Origin of the sequence: Caulobacter endophyticus, assembly GCF_003116815.1 — a bacterium.
Lineage (GTDB): Bacteria > Pseudomonadota > Alphaproteobacteria > Caulobacterales > Caulobacteraceae > Caulobacter > Caulobacter endophyticus.
The window spans coordinates 266,571-284,629 of the sequence record NZ_QDKQ01000071.1; the positions used below are offsets into that span (position 1 = coordinate 266,571).

The 18,059-nt window shown below is 67.4% G+C and carries 17 protein-coding genes; 16 read left to right on the forward strand and 1 reads right to left on the reverse strand.

What is annotated here, in order from left to right; translation table 11 throughout:
* Position 1: 1 nt before the first annotated feature.
* The 9 genes from DDF67_RS22625 to DDF67_RS22665 all read left to right on the forward strand — a co-directional run bounded on the left by DDF67_RS22625 (position 2) and on the right by DDF67_RS22665 (position 8,404).
* The gene (locus tag DDF67_RS22625; protein WP_109455036.1) at positions 2 to 772 is read left to right on the forward strand and encodes a biotin--[acetyl-CoA-carboxylase] ligase; all 771 of its coding nucleotides are present in this window, start codon (positions 2 to 4) and stop codon (positions 770 to 772) included.
* On the forward strand, positions 769 to 1,551 hold the full coding sequence (locus tag DDF67_RS22630; protein WP_109455037.1) for a type III pantothenate kinase: 783 nt from the start codon (positions 769 to 771) through the stop codon (positions 1,549 to 1,551). The genes DDF67_RS22625 and DDF67_RS22630 overlap by 4 nt, the downstream gene beginning before the upstream one ends.
* Entirely contained in the window at positions 1,548 to 3,227 is a 1,680-nt protein-coding gene (locus DDF67_RS22635) for a ribonuclease J (protein WP_109455038.1), read from the forward strand. Before DDF67_RS22630 ends, DDF67_RS22635 begins: the two co-directional genes overlap by 4 nt.
* 7 nt (positions 3,228 to 3,234) lie before the next feature.
* Positions 3,235 to 3,966 carry a rhomboid family intramembrane serine protease gene (locus DDF67_RS22640; protein ID WP_109455039.1) on the forward strand — a complete coding sequence of 244 codons (732 nt, stop codon included), beginning with the start codon at positions 3,235 to 3,237 and terminating at the stop codon, positions 3,964 to 3,966.
* Between the two features lie 61 nt (positions 3,967 to 4,027).
* Positions 4,028 to 4,447 carry a methylmalonyl-CoA epimerase gene (mce, locus tag DDF67_RS22645; protein WP_109455040.1) on the forward strand — a complete coding sequence of 140 codons (420 nt, stop codon included), beginning with the start codon at positions 4,028 to 4,030 and terminating at the stop codon, positions 4,445 to 4,447.
* Entirely contained in the window at positions 4,447 to 4,707 is a 261-nt protein-coding gene (locus tag DDF67_RS22650) for a DUF1467 family protein (protein WP_109455041.1), read from the forward strand. Before mce ends, DDF67_RS22650 begins: the two co-directional genes overlap by 1 nt.
* Before the next feature lie 415 nt (positions 4,708 to 5,122).
* Complete coding sequence (proS, locus tag DDF67_RS22655) at positions 5,123 to 6,451, forward strand: proline--tRNA ligase (RefSeq protein WP_109455042.1); 1,329 nt, start codon at positions 5,123 to 5,125, stop codon at positions 6,449 to 6,451.
* Entirely contained in the window at positions 6,451 to 7,725 is a 1,275-nt protein-coding gene (locus tag DDF67_RS22660) for a lipoprotein-releasing ABC transporter permease subunit (RefSeq protein ID WP_109455043.1), read from the forward strand. The genes proS and DDF67_RS22660 overlap by 1 nt, the downstream gene beginning before the upstream one ends.
* A complete protein-coding gene (locus tag DDF67_RS22665; protein ID WP_109455044.1) occupies positions 7,718 to 8,404 on the forward strand; it encodes an ABC transporter ATP-binding protein in 687 nt (228 codons plus the stop codon). The genes DDF67_RS22660 and DDF67_RS22665 overlap by 8 nt, the downstream gene beginning before the upstream one ends.
* A gap of 109 nt (positions 8,405 to 8,513) precedes the next feature.
* Here DDF67_RS22665 and DDF67_RS22670 read toward each other — a convergent pair whose 3' ends face one another.
* Positions 8,514 to 9,470 (reverse strand): nucleoside hydrolase, encoded by a 957-nt coding sequence (locus DDF67_RS22670; RefSeq protein ID WP_109455045.1) that lies wholly within the window; start codon positions 9,468 to 9,470, stop codon positions 8,514 to 8,516.
* Positions 9,471 to 9,643: 173 nt separating this feature from the next.
* Between DDF67_RS22670 and sidA the strand changes: the two genes are divergently transcribed.
* From sidA to frr, 7 genes are all read left to right on the forward strand, one after another.
* Positions 9,644 to 9,733: a cell division inhibitor SidA gene (gene sidA, locus DDF67_RS22675; RefSeq protein WP_058346375.1), complete on the forward strand. Its 90-nt coding sequence runs from the start codon at positions 9,644 to 9,646 to the stop codon at positions 9,731 to 9,733.
* Between the two features lie 25 nt (positions 9,734 to 9,758).
* Positions 9,759 to 13,190, forward strand: a complete 3,432-nt coding sequence (gene dnaE, locus DDF67_RS22680; protein ID WP_109455046.1) for a DNA polymerase III subunit alpha — start codon at positions 9,759 to 9,761, stop codon at positions 13,188 to 13,190.
* Positions 13,191 to 13,574: 384 nt separating this feature from the next.
* Positions 13,575 to 13,925, forward strand: coding sequence for a GFA family protein (locus DDF67_RS22685; RefSeq protein ID WP_109455047.1), 351 nt, complete (start codon positions 13,575 to 13,577; stop codon positions 13,923 to 13,925).
* Positions 13,926 to 14,499: 574 nt separating this feature from the next.
* Entirely contained in the window at positions 14,500 to 15,315 is an 816-nt protein-coding gene (gene rpsB / locus DDF67_RS22695) for a 30S ribosomal protein S2 (RefSeq protein WP_109455048.1), read from the forward strand.
* 110 nt (positions 15,316 to 15,425) lie between these two features.
* Positions 15,426 to 16,367: a translation elongation factor Ts gene (tsf, locus tag DDF67_RS22700; protein WP_109455049.1), complete on the forward strand. Its 942-nt coding sequence runs from the start codon at positions 15,426 to 15,428 to the stop codon at positions 16,365 to 16,367.
* Between the two features lie 202 nt (positions 16,368 to 16,569).
* Positions 16,570 to 17,301: a UMP kinase gene (gene pyrH, locus DDF67_RS22705; protein ID WP_109455050.1), complete on the forward strand. Its 732-nt coding sequence runs from the start codon at positions 16,570 to 16,572 to the stop codon at positions 17,299 to 17,301.
* Between the two features lie 29 nt (positions 17,302 to 17,330).
* On the forward strand, positions 17,331 to 17,897 hold the full coding sequence (gene frr, locus DDF67_RS22710) for a ribosome recycling factor (RefSeq protein WP_109455051.1): 567 nt from the start codon (positions 17,331 to 17,333) through the stop codon (positions 17,895 to 17,897).
* The last annotated feature ends 162 nt before the right edge of the window (positions 17,898 to 18,059 follow it).

Here is an 18,059-nt window from a genome sequence, read left to right on the forward strand (position 1 = left end):
CGTGACGGGCGGCCCCCCGTTCGACAACGGGGCGGGCAAGGGGCCGCCCGTCGTCGTTCTCGACGAGATCGACTCGACCAACGCCGAGGTCCGCCGTCGCGCAGAAGCGGGGCGGACCGACGCCGTCTGGATCGTCGGCCTGCGGCAGACCGCGGGCCGGGGGCGCCGGGGCCGCGCCTGGGAAACCGGCGACGGCAACCTGGCCGCCACCCTTCTGCTCACCCTCGACAAGCCGCCGGCCGAGGCCGCCCAGGTCTCGTTCGTCGCCGCCCTTGCGGTGGCCGACCTGCTGGCGACCTATGTGCCCGAGCGTCTGGTCAGCCTGAAATGGCCCAACGACCCGATGGTCGGCGGCCTGAAGATCAGCGGCATCCTCATCGAGTCCGGCAAGTCGCCGGACGGCGGCCTGTGGCTGGCCGTGGGGATCGGCGTCAACTTGGCCCGCAAGCCCATCGACAGCGAGCGCCCGACCACGGCGCTGCCGACCTGGCGCGCCGAACCGCCGCCGTCGCCGGAGGAGGCGATCAAGGTGCTGGCCGCTTCGTTCGACCGCTGGCTCGACGTCTGGATGCGCCTGGGCTTTCCCGCCATCGCCGACGCCTGGACCGCCAAGGCCCACGGCATGGGCGAACCCTGCGTCGCCCGGCTCGGCAATGAGACGGTGGAGGGCATAGCCGAGGGCCTGGACAGCGATGGGGCCTTGCGCCTGCGCCTGGCTGACGGCCAACTGCGCCGGATCACCGCCGGCGACGTCTTCTTCGGAGCTTCCTGATGCTGCTGGCCATCGAACAGGGCAACACCAACACCATGTTCGCCATCCACGACGGCCAGTCGTGGATCGCCCAGTGGCGGGCCGCCACCGAGAGCACCCGCACCGCCGACGAGTACGTGGTGTGGCTGTCGCAACTGATGTCGATGCAGGGCCTGGGCTTCCGCTCGCTGGACGCCTGCATCATCTCCAGCGTCGTGCCCCAGTCGCTGTTCAACCTGCGCAACCTGTCGCGCCGCTACCTGAACGTCGAGCCGCTGGTGATCGGCGAGAACGCCAGGCTGGGCGTCGATATCCGCATCGACAAGCCGTCCGAGGCCGGCGCCGACCGCCTGGTCAACGCCGTGGGCGCCAGCATGCTCTACAAGGGGCCGCTGATCGTCATCGACAGCGGCACGGCCACGACCTTCGATATCGTGGCCGCTGACGGCGCCTTCGAGGGCGGCATCATCGCTCCCGGCATCAACCTCTCCATGCAGGCGCTGCACGAAGCGGCCGCCAAGCTGCCCCGCATCGCCATCCAGCGTCCCGGCAAGATCGTGGGCACCGACACGGTCGGCGCCATGCAGTCGGGCGTGTTCTGGGGCTATATCTCGCTCATCGAAGGCCTCGTCTCGCGCATCAAGGAAGAGCGCGGCGAGGCCCTGACCGTGGTCGCCACCGGCGGCGTCGCCTCGCTGTTCGAGGGCGCCACCGACAGCATCGACCACTTCGACCCTGATCTGACCATCCGTGGTCTCCTCGAAATTCACCGCCGCAATACCCACCTAGAGATCGAATGAAAAAGCAAACCAACGACGAGCTCGTCTTCCTGCCGCTGGGCGGGTCGAACGAGATCGGCATGAACTTCAACCTGTACGGCTACGGCCCCGCCGACGACCGCAAGTGGATCGTCGTCGACCTGGGCGTCACTTTCGGCGACCAGACGACGCCGGGCGTCGAGATCATCCTGCCCGACCCCGAGTACATCGTTCCCTATGCCGACGACATTCTCGGCATCGTCCTGACCCACGCGCACGAAGACCACTTGGGCGCCGTCGCCTGGCTGTGGCCGCAGCTGAAGGCGCCGGTCTACGCCACGCCCTTCACCGCCTTCCTGCTGCGCGAGAAGCTGCGCGACGCCAACCTGCTGGACGAGGTCGAGATCATCGAGGTGCCGCTGAGCGGCAGCTTCGACCTGGGACCGTTCCACCTGGAAATGGTCACCCTGACCCACTCGATCCCCGAGCCGAACGGCCTGGCGATCAAGACCCCGCTGGGCACCATCCTGCACACCGGCGACTGGAAGATCGATCCCGATCCGCAGCTCGGCGCAGCCACCGACGTCGAGGCCCTGCGCCGCCTGGGCGACGAAGGCGTGCTGGCCATGGTCTGCGACAGCACCAACGTCTTCGTCGAGGGCGAGTCCGGCTCGGAAGCCGACGTTCGCGTCGAGCTGAACAAGCTGATCGGCAGCCTGACGGGCAAGATCGCCGTGGCCTGCTTCGCCTCGAACGTGGCGCGCATGGACACCGTGATCCGCGCCGCCCAGGCCGCCGGCCGCAAGGTCTGCCTGGCTGGCCGCTCGATGCACCGCATGGCCGCCGCCGCTCGGTCGGTCGGGCTGCTCGACGGCCTCGACCCCTTCGTCACCGACGACCAGGCCAAGCACATGCCCGAGAATGAGATCCTGTATCTCTGCACCGGCAGCCAGGGCGAGGCGAGGGCGGCTCTCGCCCGCATCGCCGAGGGCAACCACCCGCACGTCAAGCTGTCGTCGGGCGACCACGTGGTGTTCAGCTCGCGCGTGATCCCGGGCAACGAGATCCCGATCCGCAACCTGCAGAACAAGCTGGCCGACCGCGGCGTGCGCCTGCACACCGAGCGCGACACCCCCGGCATCCACGTCAGCGGCCACCCGTGCCGCGACGAGCTCAAGCAGATGTACCAGTGGGCCCGCCCGCAGATCGCCGTGCCGACCCATGGCGAGCGCCGTCACCTGCTCGAGCACGCCGCCTTCGCCAAGGACCTGCAGGTCCCGCACGCCGTCAGCCCGCGTAACGGCGACATGGTGCGCCTGGCGCCCGGCCATCCGGAGATCATCGACGAGGTGCCGGCCGGTCGCCTCTATGTCGACGGCGGCGTCGTGACGCCCGAGAACGGCGAGGCCCTGCGCGAGCGTCGCCACGCGGCGTTCAACGGCGTGCTGGCCGTATCGATCGTGCTGGACGGCCGCAACAAGATCGTCTCGGGCCCGCAGGTCCGCGGCCTTGGTTTGGCCGGCGACGAAGAATACCCCCTCGACGAGGCGCTCGACGACCTGGCGGAAGAGGCCGAGGAGGCCTTCAAGCGCCTGTCGGGCGACGACCGCGAGATCGACGAGACGATCGAGAACGCCATCTCGCGCGCGGTCAAGAAAGCCGCCTTCCGCATCTGGGAACGCAAGCCGGTCGTCGAGACGACCGTGCTGCGTCTCTGACGCCCGCATGAGCATCGACGATCTGGCCCCGACCGAGCCCCCGGAAACGCCTTCGCGGCGAGAGGGGATCTTCGGCCAGGGACCAGCCGTCATCTGGTTCGAGGCCTGGCCGGTCCTGGTGATCCTGGGCCTGATCTGGATCGTCTTCGCCGCCCAACTGGCCAGCGCGCCTCTGGGGCTGGAGGAGCGGATGCTCAGCTACGGCGCCTTCCACCCCGGCAATTTCCGGGACGGACTGTGGTGGACGCCGCTGACCTCGATGTTCCTGCACGCCGGCTGGCTGCACGTGGTCATGAACTCTGCCGCCCTGGTCGCCCTGGGGCCGGGCCTCGCCCAGCGCCTGGGGCGAGACGCCTTGGGCGGCCTGCTGTTCGCCGGGCTCTATATTGGCTGCGGTCTGGCCGGCGTGGCGCTGGCCGGGCTGTTGATGCCCGACGCCTGGCTGCTGGGCGCCTCGGGCGCGATCTGCGGCCTGTGGGGCGCGAGCGCGCGGCTGGTCGGGCCGGGCAGGGAAGAGCTGCATCCGATCTTCTCCAAGGCCGTCGGCCGTTCGGCCCTGTCGTTCCTGGTGATGAACCTGATCGTCGTTGTCGCCGCCGGCGCCTACGGCCTGGCCAGCCAGCAGGGGCTGATCCTGGTCTCATGGCAGGCGCACCTGGGCGGTTTCGTGCTAGGCCTGCTGCTGGTCGGCTTGCTGCCGGTGCGCTTCCACTGGCTGAAGGGCCTTCGCGGCGCTTGACTGCCGCGGCCGGAGGCGCGGTTAGTTGGGCTCCAACTCCGCACGAACCGGGACAGGAACCATGATCGGCAGGCTCAACCACATCGGCGTCGCCACGCCCTCCATCGACGAGTCGGTGAAGATGTATCGCGAGCTGCTGGGCGCCACCTCGGTCACCGAGAAGTGGGCCATGCCCGAGCAGGGCGTCTGGGTCTGCTTCGTCAATCTGCCCAACAGCCAGATCGAGCTGATCGAGCCCTATGGCGAGGCCTCGCCGATCCACGCCTTCCTGGCCAAGAACCCCAAGGGCGGCCAGCACCATGTGTGTTTCGAGGTCGAGAACATCCATGAGGCGCGTGACGCGCTGGTCGCCAAGGGCGCGACCGTGCTAGGCGAGCCCAGGATCGGCGCCCACGGAACGCTGATCATCTTCGTTCACCCCAAGGACATGGGCGGCATGCTCGTGGAATTGATGGAAAGCCCCAAGGACGCGCATCACTGATGGGCCCGATCACCAGCGTCGCGATCTTCCTGACCATCTGGTGGACGGTGCTGTTCGCCGTGCTGCCCCTGGGCGCGCGCAGTTACCACGAGATGGGAATCGAGCCGCCGCCCGGCGCGGATCCCGGCGCGCCGGTGAACCCCAACCTCAAGCGCAAGTTCCTCACCACCACCTGGGTGGCGGCGCTGCTGTTTGCGATTCTCTGGCTGGTGGTGAAGTTCCAGCTGGTCAGCCTGCCGGAGCTGCCCTCGACCTACTGAAAACTTTTGCAGCCGGGGTGTCGGCGCCCAAGCCTTGTGCGACCCGCGATCTCCTACCCGTCAAACGCCCATGTCTTGGGCGAAACGCGCGGAGCTTGAACGTCAGCCGCAATCGCATGCCCCAACAGCCGTTCGACGGTCGTAGATTGTCATGACGAGGCCGGGTTCGGCCTTGCTCTGTGGCGTCTTCCCCGACGATGAACTTGAACGGCCGCGCGATTGAACCGCGCGGCCTTCTTTTCGTTTAGCCTGGCCCGAAGGCGTCGGGCCAGGCGAGGGCGGCTTCGGCGCCCAACTCTTTCGACAGTTAGGCGCCCTCGACACTCAAAACGTCATCTTTTCGCCGCGCGCGTTGCCAAGCTGAACGGCGAGCGGCTATCTCAACGCCTCGAATACTCCCGGAGACGTCTCGTCCATGCGCCTGTCGCGCTACTTCCTGCCCGTCCTGAAAGAAGCTCCCTCCGACGCCCAGATCGCTTCGCACCAGCTGATGCTGCGCGCGGGCATGATCCGCCAGGAGGCCGCCGGCATCTATGCGTGGCTGCCACTGGGCCTGCGGGTGCTGAACAAGATCGAGCAGATCGTCCGCGAGGAGATGGATCGCGCCGGCGCGATCGAGCTGTTGATGCCGACCTTGCAGCTTGCCGACCTCTGGCGCGAGTCGGGCCGCTACGACGCCTACGGACCGGAGATGCTGCGCATAACCGATCGTCACGAGCGCGAGCTGCTGTACGGGCCCACCAACGAGGAGATGGTCACCGAGATCTTCCGCGCCTCGGTGCGGAGCTACAAGGACCTGCCCAAGAACCTCTACCATGTGCAGTGGAAGTTCCGCGACGAGCGCCGCCCGCGCTTCGGCGTGATGCGCGGCCGCGAGTTCCTGATGAAGGACGCCTACAGCTTCGACCTCGACGCCGAGGGCGCGCGCAAGTCGTACAACCGCATGTTCGTGGCCTATCTGAACCTCTACGCCCGCATGGGCCTGAAGGCCGTGCCGATGCGCGCCGACACCGGCCCGATCGGCGGCGACCTGTCCCACGAGTTCATCGTGCTGGCCGAGACGGGCGAGAGCGCCGTCTTCTGCCACAAGGACCTGGTCGAGATGGATCCGCCGGGCGCCGATGTCGACTGGTACGGCGACCTGCAGCCGCTGGTGGACCAGCGCACGGCCCTCTACGCCGCCACCGAGGAAATGCACGACGAAGCCGCCTTCGACGCGATCCCCGAGGGCGACCGCCTGTCGGCCCGCGGCATCGAGGTCGGCCACATCTTCTCGTTCGGCACGAAGTATTCCGAGCCGATGAAGGCCAACGTCATGGGCCCCGACGGCAAGGAAGTTGCGGTCCAGATGGGCAGCTATGGCGTCGGCGTTTCGCGCCTGCTGGGCGCGATCATCGAGGCCAGCCACGACGAGGGCGGCATCATCTGGCCCGAAAGCGTCGCGCCGTTCCACGTCGGCATCGTCAACATGCGCCAGGGCGACGCCGCCTGCGACGGCGCCTGCGAGGCCGCCTACAAGGCCCTGCAGGCCGCCGGTGTCGACGTGCTGTACGACGACACCGATGCTCGTGGGGGCGCCAAGTTCGCCACCATGGACCTGATCGGCTTGCCCTGGCAGCTGATCGTCGGCCCCAAGGGCGTGGCCGAAGGCGTGGTCGAGCTGAAGAACCGCAAGACCGGCGAGCGGGTCTCCGAACCGCTCGACGCGGTTATCGCCCGCCTGACCGGCAAGGCCGCCGCCTGATGGCGATCGGCGCGGGACCCTTCGGGATCTGGGAACGGACGGTCGCCTGGCGTTACCTGCGCACCAAGCGCAAGAACGGCGGCGTCGCCTTGATCTCGGTGATCTCGTTCAGCGCGGTGATGCTGGCGGTGTTCGCCCTCATCACCGTGATGAGCGTCATGAACGGCTTCCGCGCCGAGCTTCTCGGCCGGCTGCTCGGCTTCAACGGCCACATCTATGCCCAGGGGCCGCTGGTCAACGGCCCTGATCGCGAGGGCGTGATCGCCCGCATCAAGGCCAGTCCTGGCGTGGTGCAGGCCGCCCCCCTGGTCGAGGCCCAGGCCATGGTCATCGGTCCCAACCAGGTGACCGGCGCCATCGTCCGCGGGGTCAATCCCGCTGACCTGCGCGGCATGAAGCTGATCTCCGGCAACATCAAGCAGGGCTCGCTCAACGGCTTCGGCGAGGGCGAGTACGGCGGCGAGATGGTGCTGATCGGCGACCGCATGGCCCGCAATCTGGGCCTTTCGGTGGGCGACCCGATCACCCTGATCTCGCCCTCGGGCCCAGCCACGGCCTTCGGGACCTCGACGCGCGAGAAGGACTACGTGGTCGGCGGCGTGTTCAGCGTCGGCATGAGCCAGTTCGACGAGAGCTACGTGATGATGCCGCTGGCCCAGGCGCAGCTCTTTTTCGGCCGCGACACGGCCATCGACTATGTCGAGGTCAAGCTGACCGATCCAGACAACGCCAAGCAGGCCAAGGCCGCCATCGAGCAGGCCGTCGGCCCCGGCGCCTTCATCACCGACTGGATGGACAAGAACAGCAGCTACTTCAACGCGCTGCAGGTCGAGCGCAAGGTCATGCGCCTGATCCTGTTCTTCATCGTGGCCATCGCCACCCTGAACATCATTTCCGGACTGGTCATGCTGGTGAAGAACAAGGGGCGCGACATCGCCATCCTGCGCACCATGGGCGCCAGCCAGTCGTCGATCCTGCGCATCTTCATCATGGCCGGCGCCTCGATCGGCCTGGCCGGCACCCTGATGGGCCTGCTGCTGGGCGTTCTGTTCTGCGCCAACATCACGGCCATCCAGAACTTCGTCGAATGGGCGACAGGCACGGCGGTGTTCAGCGCCGACATCTATTTCCTGGCCCACATCCCGGCCAAGATCGACTGGGTCGAGGTGGCCGGCGTGGTTTCGATCTCCACCCTGATGAGCGTGCTGGCGACCTTGCCGCCGGCGCTGCGGGCCTCGCGCCTCGATCCCGTTGAGGCCCTTCGCTATGAGTAGCCCCGTCCTGTCGCTGCGCGGCGTCGAGCGCACCTACGTTACCGAGGCGGGCAAGCTGACCGTGCTGCGCGGCGCCGATCTCGACGTCTATCCGGGCGAGGTCGTGGGCCTAATCGGGCCGTCGGGCTCTGGCAAGTCGTCGCTGCTGCACGCGGCGGGCCTGCTGGAGCGCCCTGACGCGGGCATCATCGCCGTCGACGGCAAGGACTGCTCCAAGCTTTCCGAGCGCCAGCGCACCAAGGTGCGGCTGTCGACCGTGGGTTTCGTCTACCAGTTCCACCACCTGCTGCCGGAATTCACCGCGGCCGAGAACGTGGAGCTGCCGCAGATGATCGCAGGTCGCCGCCGGGCCGAAGCCCGCGAGCGCGCGGTCGGCCTGTTGGGGCAACTGGGTCTTGCGGCTCGCGTCGACCACCAGCCGGGTCAGATGTCGGGCGGCGAGCAGCAGCGCGTGGCCATCGCCCGGGCGCTCGCCAATTCACCCAAGCTGCTGCTGGCCGACGAGCCGACCGGCAACCTGGATCCGGCGACCTCGGCCGCCACCTTCCAGGCGCTCTACGACCTGGCGCGCGGCCAGGGCGTCGCCGCCCTGATCGCCACCCACAACATGGAACTGGCCCGCTACATGGACCGGGTCTTCGCCCTGCGCGACGGCCACCTGGAGCCACAGACGTTCTAGGCTTCCTGTTCCGGCGAGGTTGGCGCTTCAAGGCAAGCTGTCAGTCAACAGTCGCCTCCCTCGCCCTTGTGGCGAGGGTCCATGCCGGCGACCGCAATGTCTACCCGCTCTAGAGCAGCGCCTGCCGCATCGCCGCGAAGAACCCCGCCTGGTCGATCTTCTTGATCACCCGGGCGTTGGGCTCGCGGCGCTTCAGGGCCGGGTCGGCGATCTCGATGTCCGGCAGGATCGAGTGAGAGACGCTGAGATAGCCGCGCGTCAGCTCGCCCATCGTCTCCACGTCGATCACGCAGCGCTCGGCTTCCAGCACTAGGGCCTCGTCGAGCATGGCCGCGCAGGTCAGGGCGTCGGGGTGCAGGCTGCCGTCCAGGCCTTCGGTGTCGCGGGCGAAGGCCAGCGAGGCCTCGTTGACCTTGGTGAAGAATTTGGCGCGCGGCGTGCCCAGCGCGTTCAGCTCGCCCAACTGCGCCGTGGTCAGCAGGCCGTCGCGCAGGGTCTCGGTCCAGGTCACCACGTGCAGGTCGAAGCCGGCGTTGACGACGATCTTGGCCGCCTCGGGATCGACATAGAAATTGTACTCGGCCGCCGGGGTGACGTTGCCGACGCCGTTGTCGGTTCCGCCCATCACCCACAGGGCCTTGGCGGCTTGGGCGATCCTCGGCTCGCGCAGCACGGCCAGGGCGATGTTGGTCAGCGGGGCCTGGGCCAGCAGGGTGAGCTCGCCGGGCGCTTCCATCACCCGCCGCACGATCTCGTCGGCCGCGTGGCCGGGGGAGGGGCGCTGGGCGGTCTTCGGGAACGCGGCATCGCTCATGCCGTCCTCGCCGAACACGTAGGCGGCGTCGAGCGGCGCGCGGTTGAAGGGCTTTCCCGCGCCCAAATAGACCGGCACGCCGACCGCCTCGCAGGCCTCCAGCGTCACCAGGGCGTTCTCGGCGTGCTGTTCGAAGCCGACATTGCCGTGGCTGATGGTGATGGCTTCGACGGTCACGCCGGGGCGGCGCAGGGCGAGCATCAGGGAGAAGACGTCGTCTCCGGCGGTGTCGGTGTCGATGATCAGGCGCATGGCGGGGCTTCTGCCGCGTTCCGCCGCCGAAGGCCAGAGCCGCCCGGTTGATCCGCGACCATAGGCCCCGCGTGACAAAAACGCTCGCAATTCGCCTGTGGACTATTGTGGTGAGAACGAAAGGGGAATATAGAACAAAAGGGCAACTGGCCAACGAGCTGTGGAGGGATGTTATGGTCCGGATCGCGCGTGAGTCTTTGGCGCTTGTATCTGTCGCCGGGTTCGTCTGGATGATGTGTTCGGTCGCCCAGTTGGTGGCTTGAGTCGGAAAGCTGCGAGGTCGAGGTCATGTCGGGTGTTGAAGGCCAGGGTTTCGTCCACCTTCGCGTCCGGTCGGCCTATTCGCTGCTGGAGGGGGCCATCAAGGCCGACAAGATTCCGGGCATGGCCGCGGCCGCCGGCATGCCCGCCGCGGGAATCACCGACCGGGCCAACCTGTTCGGGGCCTTGGAATTCTCCGTCTATTCGAAGGACAACGGCATCCAGCCGATCATCGGCTGCGCCCTGCCGGTGAAGGGCATTGGCGCCAAGCCGGCCGAGCGCTGGGCGCGCGAGCCGACGATCACCCTGCTGGTGCAGAACGAGCGGGGCTACCTGAACCTCTCGGAGCTGTCGTCGCTGGCCTATCTGGAAAGCGGCGAACTGGCCGAGCCGGTCGTGCCGTGGGCCAAGGTGGTCGAGTACTCGGAAGGGCTGATCCTGCTGTCGGGCGGAACCGACGGCCCGGTCGACAGCCTGTTCGCGGCCGGCAAGACGGCCGAGGGCAATGCGGCCCTCGCCGAGATGCAGAAGGTGTTCGGCGACCGCTTCTATGTCGAGCTGCAACGCCATGGTCTGCCGCAGCAGGCGGCGGCCGAGCCGGGTCTCGTCGACTGGGCCTACGACCACGACGCGCCGCTGGTGGCCACCAACGACTGCTATTACGCCAAGCCCAATCTCTATGACGCCCATGATGCGCTGCTGTGCATCGCCGACGGCTCGTTCGTGGGCCAGGACGAACGCCGCCGGGTGACGCCCGAGCACTGGTTCAAGCCGGCCGAGGACATGCGCAAGCTGTTCGCCGACCTGCCGGAAGCCTGCGACAACACGCTCGACATCGCTCGCCGCTGCGCCTTCATGGTCAAGAAGCGCGACCCGATCCTGCCCAGCTTCCCCACCGGCGACGGCCGCAACGAGGCCGAGGAACTGGCCCACCAGGCGCGCGAGGGGCTGCGCATGCGCCTCGAGGGCCTGACCCTGGCGGTGGAAGAGCACGTCTACTGGGAGCGGCTCGATTTCGAGCTGGGCATCATCGTCAAGATGGGCTTCCCCGGTTACTTCCTCATCGTTTCCGACTTCATCAAGTGGGGCAAGGACCACGGCATCCCGGTCGGTCCGGGGCGGGGGTCGGGCGCCGGTTCTCTGGTCGCCTGGGTGCTGACCATCACCGACCTCGACCCGCTTCGCTTTGGCCTGCTGTTCGAACGCTTCCTCAATCCCGAGCGGGTTTCGATGCCCGACTTCGACGTCGACTTCTGCCAGGAGCGACGCGAAGAGGTGATCGCCTACGTGCAGGACAAGTACGGCCGCGACCGCGTCGCCCAGATCATCACCTTCGGCAGCCTGCAGGCTCGCGCCGTGCTGCGCGACGTGGGCCGGGTGATGCAGCTGCCGCTGGGTCTGGTCGACCGTCTCTGCAAGATGGTGCCCAACAACCCGGCCGCGCCGGTGACCCTGGCCCAGGCCATCGACATCGAGCCGCGCCTGAAGCAGGCCAAGGACGAGGACGCCAACGTCTCCAACTGCCTGGACGTGGCCCTGCAGCTGGAAGGCCTGTTCCGCAACGCCTCGACCCACGCAGCCGGCGTGGTGATCGGCGACCGGCCGCTGACCCAGCTGACGCCGCTTTACAAGGATCCGCGTTCGGATTTTCCGGCCACCCAGTTCAACATGAAGTGGGTCGAGAGCGCGGGCCTGGTGAAGTTCGACTTCCTGGGCCTGAAGACCCTGACCGTGCTCGATCGCGCGGTGAAGCACCTGCGCAAGCGCGGCATGGAGGTCGATCTGGGCCGCCTGCCGTTCGACGACGCCAAGAGCTACGAACTGCTCGCCTCGGGCCAGACGGTCGGCGTGTTCCAGCTGGAAAGCCAGGGCATGCGCGACACCCTGCGCAAGATGCGCTGCGGCTCGATCGAGGAGATCACCGCGCTGATCTCGCTCTATCGTCCGGGCCCGATGGACAACATCGACACCTTCGTCGACTGCAAGTTTGGCCGCAAACCCGTCGACACTCTGCATCCGTCGCTGGAGAACGTGCTGCGCGAGACCTACGGGGTCATCGTGTACCAGGAGCAGGTGATGCAGATCGCCCAGATCCTGGCCGGCTACAGCCTGGGCGAGGCCGACCTGCTGCGTCGCGCCATGGGCAAGAAGAAGAAGGAGGAGATGGATCTCCAGAAGATCCGTTTCGTCTCCGGCGCCAAGGAAAAGGGCGTGCCCGAGGAGCAGTCGGGTTCGATCTTCGAACTGGTGGCCAAGTTCGCCGGCTACGGCTTCAACAAGAGCCACGCGGCCGCCTATGCCCTGATCGCGTACCAGACGGCCTGGCTGAAGGCCAACACGCCGGTCGAGTTCCTCGCCGCGTCGATGAGCCTGGATATCTCCAACACCGACAAGCTGGCGGTCTTCCATCAGGACGCCCGCCGCTTCGACATCACGGTGCGGGCGCCGGACGTGAACCGCTCGGGCGCGGACTTTGAAGTCGAGAACGGCGAAGTGCTCTACGCGCTTGGCGCCGTCCGAAACGTCGGCCTTGAAGCCATGAAGCACCTGGTCGCCGTGCGGGACGAGGGCGGGCCGTTCCGCGACATCTTCGATTTCGTCGAGCGGGTGGATCCCAAGCAGGTCAACAAGCGCGCTATCGAAAACCTGGCGCGGGCAGGGGCCTTCGACTCCTTCAACAAGAACCGCGCCCAGCTGTTCGCCAACGCCGACGTGCTGATCGCTCACGGCCAGAGCGTTGCGGCCGACCGCCAGGGCGGCCAGCATGCCCTGTTCGGCGGCGACGCGGCGGCCAGCCGCCCGCGCCTCAAGAAGGTCGAGCCCTGGACCCAGGTCGACCTGCTCGACGAGGAACTGTCGGCGATCGGCTTCTATCTGACCGGTCACCCGCTGGAGGACATGGTCGGCATGCTGCGCCGCCGGCGCACCGTGATGCTGACCGAGGCCATGGCCCAGGCCGAGGCCGGCGCCGAGGCCCTGCGCATGTGCGGCATCGTCCGCCGCCGGCAGGAACGGGCCTCCCAGAGCGGTGAGCGCTTCGCCTTCGTGTCGCTGTCGGACCCGTCAGGCGAATACGAGGTGCTGTTCCCGCCGGAATCCCTGCGCAAGTGCCGCGACGTGCTGGAGCCGGGCAAGGGCGTGGTCATCAAGGTCCGCTCCAAGGCCCGCGACGGCGAGGTGCGGTTCTTCGGCGACGACGCCGAGCCGATCGAGAAGGCCATCGAGAACGTTGTGGCCGGCCTGAGGGTGCACCTGTCGCCCGCCGCCACCGAGATTGAGGCCCTCAAGCGCCGCATCGAGCCTGCCATGACCCAGAAGGGCGGCGAGATCAGTTTCGTGGCGGCCCTGGGCGGGGGGCGTGAGATCGAGCTGAAGCTGCCGGGCCGCTACACGCTGGACGCCTCGCTGCGCGGCGCGCTGAAGACTGCCCCGGGCGTGGCGCTGCTGGAGGATATCTAGGGTCGATCCCGCTGGCGCTGTCGCTGGCGCTGGTGGTGGTTTCATCCCCCGTCGAAGGGGGCGGACGGACCTGAACTGTGAGAAGTCTCGACTGGGGTCTTGGGCGTCGTCCTGATGAGTTTGGTCCCTATTTTTTGTCGGGACCGCGGGGCGGGTCTGGGGTGCGAGGATAGGCTGGGCGCGGCCCGATCGGGTTCGAGAGGTTTGGCGCTGCGCTGGCCCGACTGAACGCTGCTTGCAGCGGCTTCAGGCTGGCGACGGATCGTCTCCGGGCCGCTCGTGCGCTGGCGTTGTCGGCCTCGGGATGGCCTTGGCTGGCGGGACGGCGGATCGATAGACTGTGAGGGCGCGGGATCCTGAATCCGGCGCGACAGGGAGGAAGCGATGACACAGCATACCGGCGGCTGCCAGTGCGGCAGGGTCCGCTTCGAGGTCGAGGCGGACCTGTCCCAGATCATCAGCTGCAACTGTTCGCGCTGCGCCAAGCTGGGCTCGGTGCTGGCCTTTGCGCCGATCGAGCAGTTCCGCCTGCTGTCGGGCGAGGAGGCCCTGAGCGAGTACCGGTTCAACACCGGCAAGATCCAGCACCTGTTCTGCGGCGACTGCGGCATTGAATCCTTCGCCCGCGGCGAGGCGCCGAGCGGCGCGGAGATGGCCGCCATCAACGTCCGCTGCGTCGATGGTGTAGACGTCTTCGCCCTGGAGCCGCAGCAGGTGGACGGCAAGTCGTTCTGAGGGCGATCGCCCTGGCGCTCTAGTCGCGCGCCTGGGTGGCGTGAGCGGATCGGGAAAGTGGCCGGCCCGGCGGAGCGGAGGGATGATCGACAGTCGGCCGCTCCAGGCAGGACCTTGGGGCGGCGCCTACGGCGTCGGGCGTGTCCTGGCCGTGTGGCCCCGCGCCAGCGACACGAGGGCGCGACGTCCGGCGTCGGTCGGGCGCGAGAGATCTTGTATCAGATATCAGTTTCGGTGCGCGGCTTGCGTGAGGCGCTGGCCATTGTTCGATCGCTTCGTCGCCTGTCCGGCAATGGCTGCGAGGCGCTGTCGAACGAGTGGGGACGAGCGGCCCGGCCGGCGGCGAAGGCGTGCGCTGGTCCGTGAATGTCCGGAAAGAACGCCCCTCCAGACCGGCGGGCTTCGGGAAAGGCTTGCATTCTAGCCGTTTCACGACTATCTGCGCGCCATTCCACACGTGGACGTTCGGCAGCGCCGGGGAGACATCCCGACGTCGCCGTTCCGGTCCCGCCTCCAGAATGGTCTGGAGCGGGGGTGTCCACGGAGGTTCAACCGGAAAAAGGATTAAGGCCCGATGGCTCTTCCCGAATTCTCCATGCGTCAGCTCCTGGAAGCCGGCGCCCACTTCGGCCACCAGACCCACCGCTGGAACCCGAAGATGGACCGCTACATCTTCGGTTCGCGCTCGAACATCCACATCATCGACCTGTCGCAGACCATCCCGCTGCTGCACCAGGCCCTGGTGAAGGTCCGTGAAGTCGCCGCCGCCGGCGGCCGCGTGCTGTTCGTCGGCACCAAGCGCCAGGCTTCGGATCCGGTCGCCACGGCCGCCAAGCGCTGCGCCCAGTACTACGTGAATCACCGCTGGCTCGGCGGCACCCTGACCAACTGGCGCACCGTCTCGGGCTCGATCGCTCGCCTGCGCGAGCTGGAAGGCATCATGAGCGGCGAAGGCGCCGGCCGTTCCAAGAAGGAACTGCTGCAGCTGACCCGCGAGCGCGACAAGCTGGAACTGTCGCTGGGCGGCATCAAGGACATGGGCGGCATCCCCGACATCATGTTCGTGATCGACACCAACAAGGAAGCGATCGCGATCCTGGAAGCCCGCAAGCTGAACATCCCGGTCGTCGCCATCCTCGACACCAACTGCGATCCGGACGGCATCACCTATCCGATCCCGGGTAACGACGACGCCGCCCGCGCCCTGCAGCTGTACTGCGACCTGATCGCCGACGCCGTCCTCGACGGCCTGGCCGCCGGTCAAGCCGCCTCGGGCGTCGACCTGGGCGCCTCGGTCGCTCCGATCGAGCCGGCCCTGGCCCGCGAACTGACCCCGGAAGCCGCTCCTGAAGCAGCCGCCGAAGAAGTCGCTGCTCCGGCCGCCGACTGATTTCTCTTCGGCCGCCGGCTCTCCTGGCGAGGGCGGGCGGCCGTCGCGCTACCGACACGCGACCGGGCTATCAAGCCCGGTCGCTAAACGTTTGAATCTGGAGATATTCCATGGCTGAGATCACGGCTGCGCTGGTCAAGGAACTGCGCGAGAAGTCCGGCGTCGGCATGATGGACTGCAAGAAGGCCCTGGCCGAAAACAACGGCGACATCGAGGCTTCCATCGACTGGCTGCGCGCCAAGGGCCTGTCCAAGGCCGCCAAGAAGGCCGACCGCGCCGCCGCCGAAGGCCTGGTGGCCATCGCCGTGTCGGAAAACGGCGCGGGTGAAACCGCCACCGCCGTCGAAGTGAACGCCGAAACCGACTTCGTGTCGCGCAACGACCTGTTCCAGGTCGCGGCCCGTCAGATCGCCGGCGCCGCCCTGGGCACCGACGGTTCGATCGACGCCATCACCAGCGCCAAGCTGGCTGGCGGCGAGACCGTTCAGGACCACCTGACCAACCTGATCGCCACGATCGGCGAGAACATGATGGTCCGTCGCGCCGCCAAGCACACCGTCGAGAACGGCGTCGTCGCCTCGTACGTCCACAACGCCACCGCTCCGGACCTCGGCCGCATCGGCGTGCTGGTCGCCCTGGAGTCGACTGCTGGCGACAAGGCCGCCCTGCGCGAGCTGGGCCGCAAGATCGCCATGCACGTCGCCGCGACCGCCCCGCTTTCGCTGTCGCCGGAAGATCTGGACCCGGCCGCCATCGAGCGTGAGAAGGCCGTGTTCACCGAGCAGGCTCTGGAGTCGGGCAAGCCGGAGTCGGTCATCGAGAAGATGATCGAAGGCCGCATCCGCAAGTTCCTGGAAGAAGTCGTGCTGCTGAAGCAAGCCTTCGTCATGAACCCGGACCAGACCGTCGAGCAGCTGGTGGCCGAAGCCGGCAAGACCCTCGGCGCGCCGATCACCGTGAAGGGCTTCACCCGTCTCGCCCTCGGCGAAGGCGTGGAAAAGAAGCAGGACGACTTCGCCGCCGAAGTCGCCTCGATGACCGGTCAGGCCTAAGGCCGACCATGACAATGGAGACGGCGGGCCTCGGGTTCGCCGTTTTCACGGTCGATAAATCAAGGGCGCGGCGCGCATCGAGCGCGCGCCGCGCCCTTTTTTTGTGCTTGAACAGGCGCGCGCTCGCCTGGCGCAAAACCGATCCCACTTTTGTGTAACGCGCACTATGGTGCGTGCCGACGACTCAGGAAGAGCCCGGTCCATGTCTGATCCCATCCCCGCCAAGCCGTACCGTCGTCTTCTGCTCAAGGTTTCCGGCGAAGTGCTGATGGGCGACACGCCCTACGGGATCGACACCAACACCGTCCAATCGGTCGCCCTGGACATCGCCGAGATCGTCAAGTCGGGCGTCGAGCTGTGCCTGGTCATCGGCGGCGGCAACATCTTCCGCGGCATGGCCGGCGCCGCCAAGGGCATGGAGCGCTCCAGCGCCGACTACATGGGCATGCTGGCGACCGTGATGAACGCCCTGGCCATGCAGGACGCTCTCGAGCGCATCGGCGTCGAGACCCGCGTGCAGTCGGCCATTCCGATGGCCACCGTCTGCGAGCCCTACATCCGCCGGCGCGCCCAGCGCCACCTTGAGAAGGGCCGCGTGGTGATCTTCGCCGCCGGCACCGGCAACCCGTTCTTCACCACCGACACCGCTGCCGCCCTGCGCGCCGCCGAGATGCAGTGCGACGCGCTGTTCAAGGGCACCAGCGTCGACGGCGTCTACACCGCCGATCCCAAGAAGGATCCCAACGCCCAGCGCTACGACCGCCTGAGCTACATGGACGTGCTGGCCAAGGACCTGCGCGTCATGGACGCCTCGGCCGTGGCGCTGATGCGCGACAGCAACATCCCGATCGTGGTGTTCTCGATCAAGGGGCGGGGTAACCTGCTCAGCGTGCTGCGTGGCGAAGGCACGCACACCGTCGTCGCGAACGCCTGATTTCACTTAAAGCGAAGAGAGCCCAAGCCATGGCCGCCGCCGAAAAGCCCGTCCTTTCCCGCTACAAAGACCGCATGGACAAGGCCGTGCTCGCCCTGAAGGACGAGTTCGGCTCCCTGCGCACCGGCCGCGCCTCGGCCAGCCTGCTCGACCAGGTGATGGTCGAGGCCTACGGCTCCACCACGCCGCTGAACGCGGTGGCCTCGGTCAGCGTGCCCGAGCCGCGCCAGATCAACGTCAGCGTCTGGGATCGCGGCGTCGTCGTTTCGGTCGAGAAGGCCATCCGCGCCTCGGGCCTGGGCCTGAACCCGGTGGTCGAGGGCCAGAACCTGCGTATCCCGATCCCGCCGCTGACCGAGGAGCGCCGCAAGGACCTCTCGAAGATCGCCGGCAAGTACGCCGAGCAGCAGAAGATCGCCGTGCGCAACATTCGTCGCGACGCCAACGACGACCTGAAGAAGGCCGAGAAGGACAGCGTCATCAACGAAGACGATCGCAAGAAGATGGAAACCGAGGTCCAGAAGCTGACCGACGAGGCCGTCAAGCGCATCGACGAGGCCTTGAAAATCAAGGAACAAGAGATCATGCAGGTCTGATTGTCCTCTCTGGTGGGCTTCTGGGGGATGAGAAGGGAAGGCTAAGAGCGCATGTCGCCGAAGACCGGCCTGCAGACCAAGACCGCGCGCCCCGGGGGCGAGGCCGGCGCGGGACTGCATGCGGCCATCATCATGGACGGCAACGGCCGGTGGGCGAAGCGT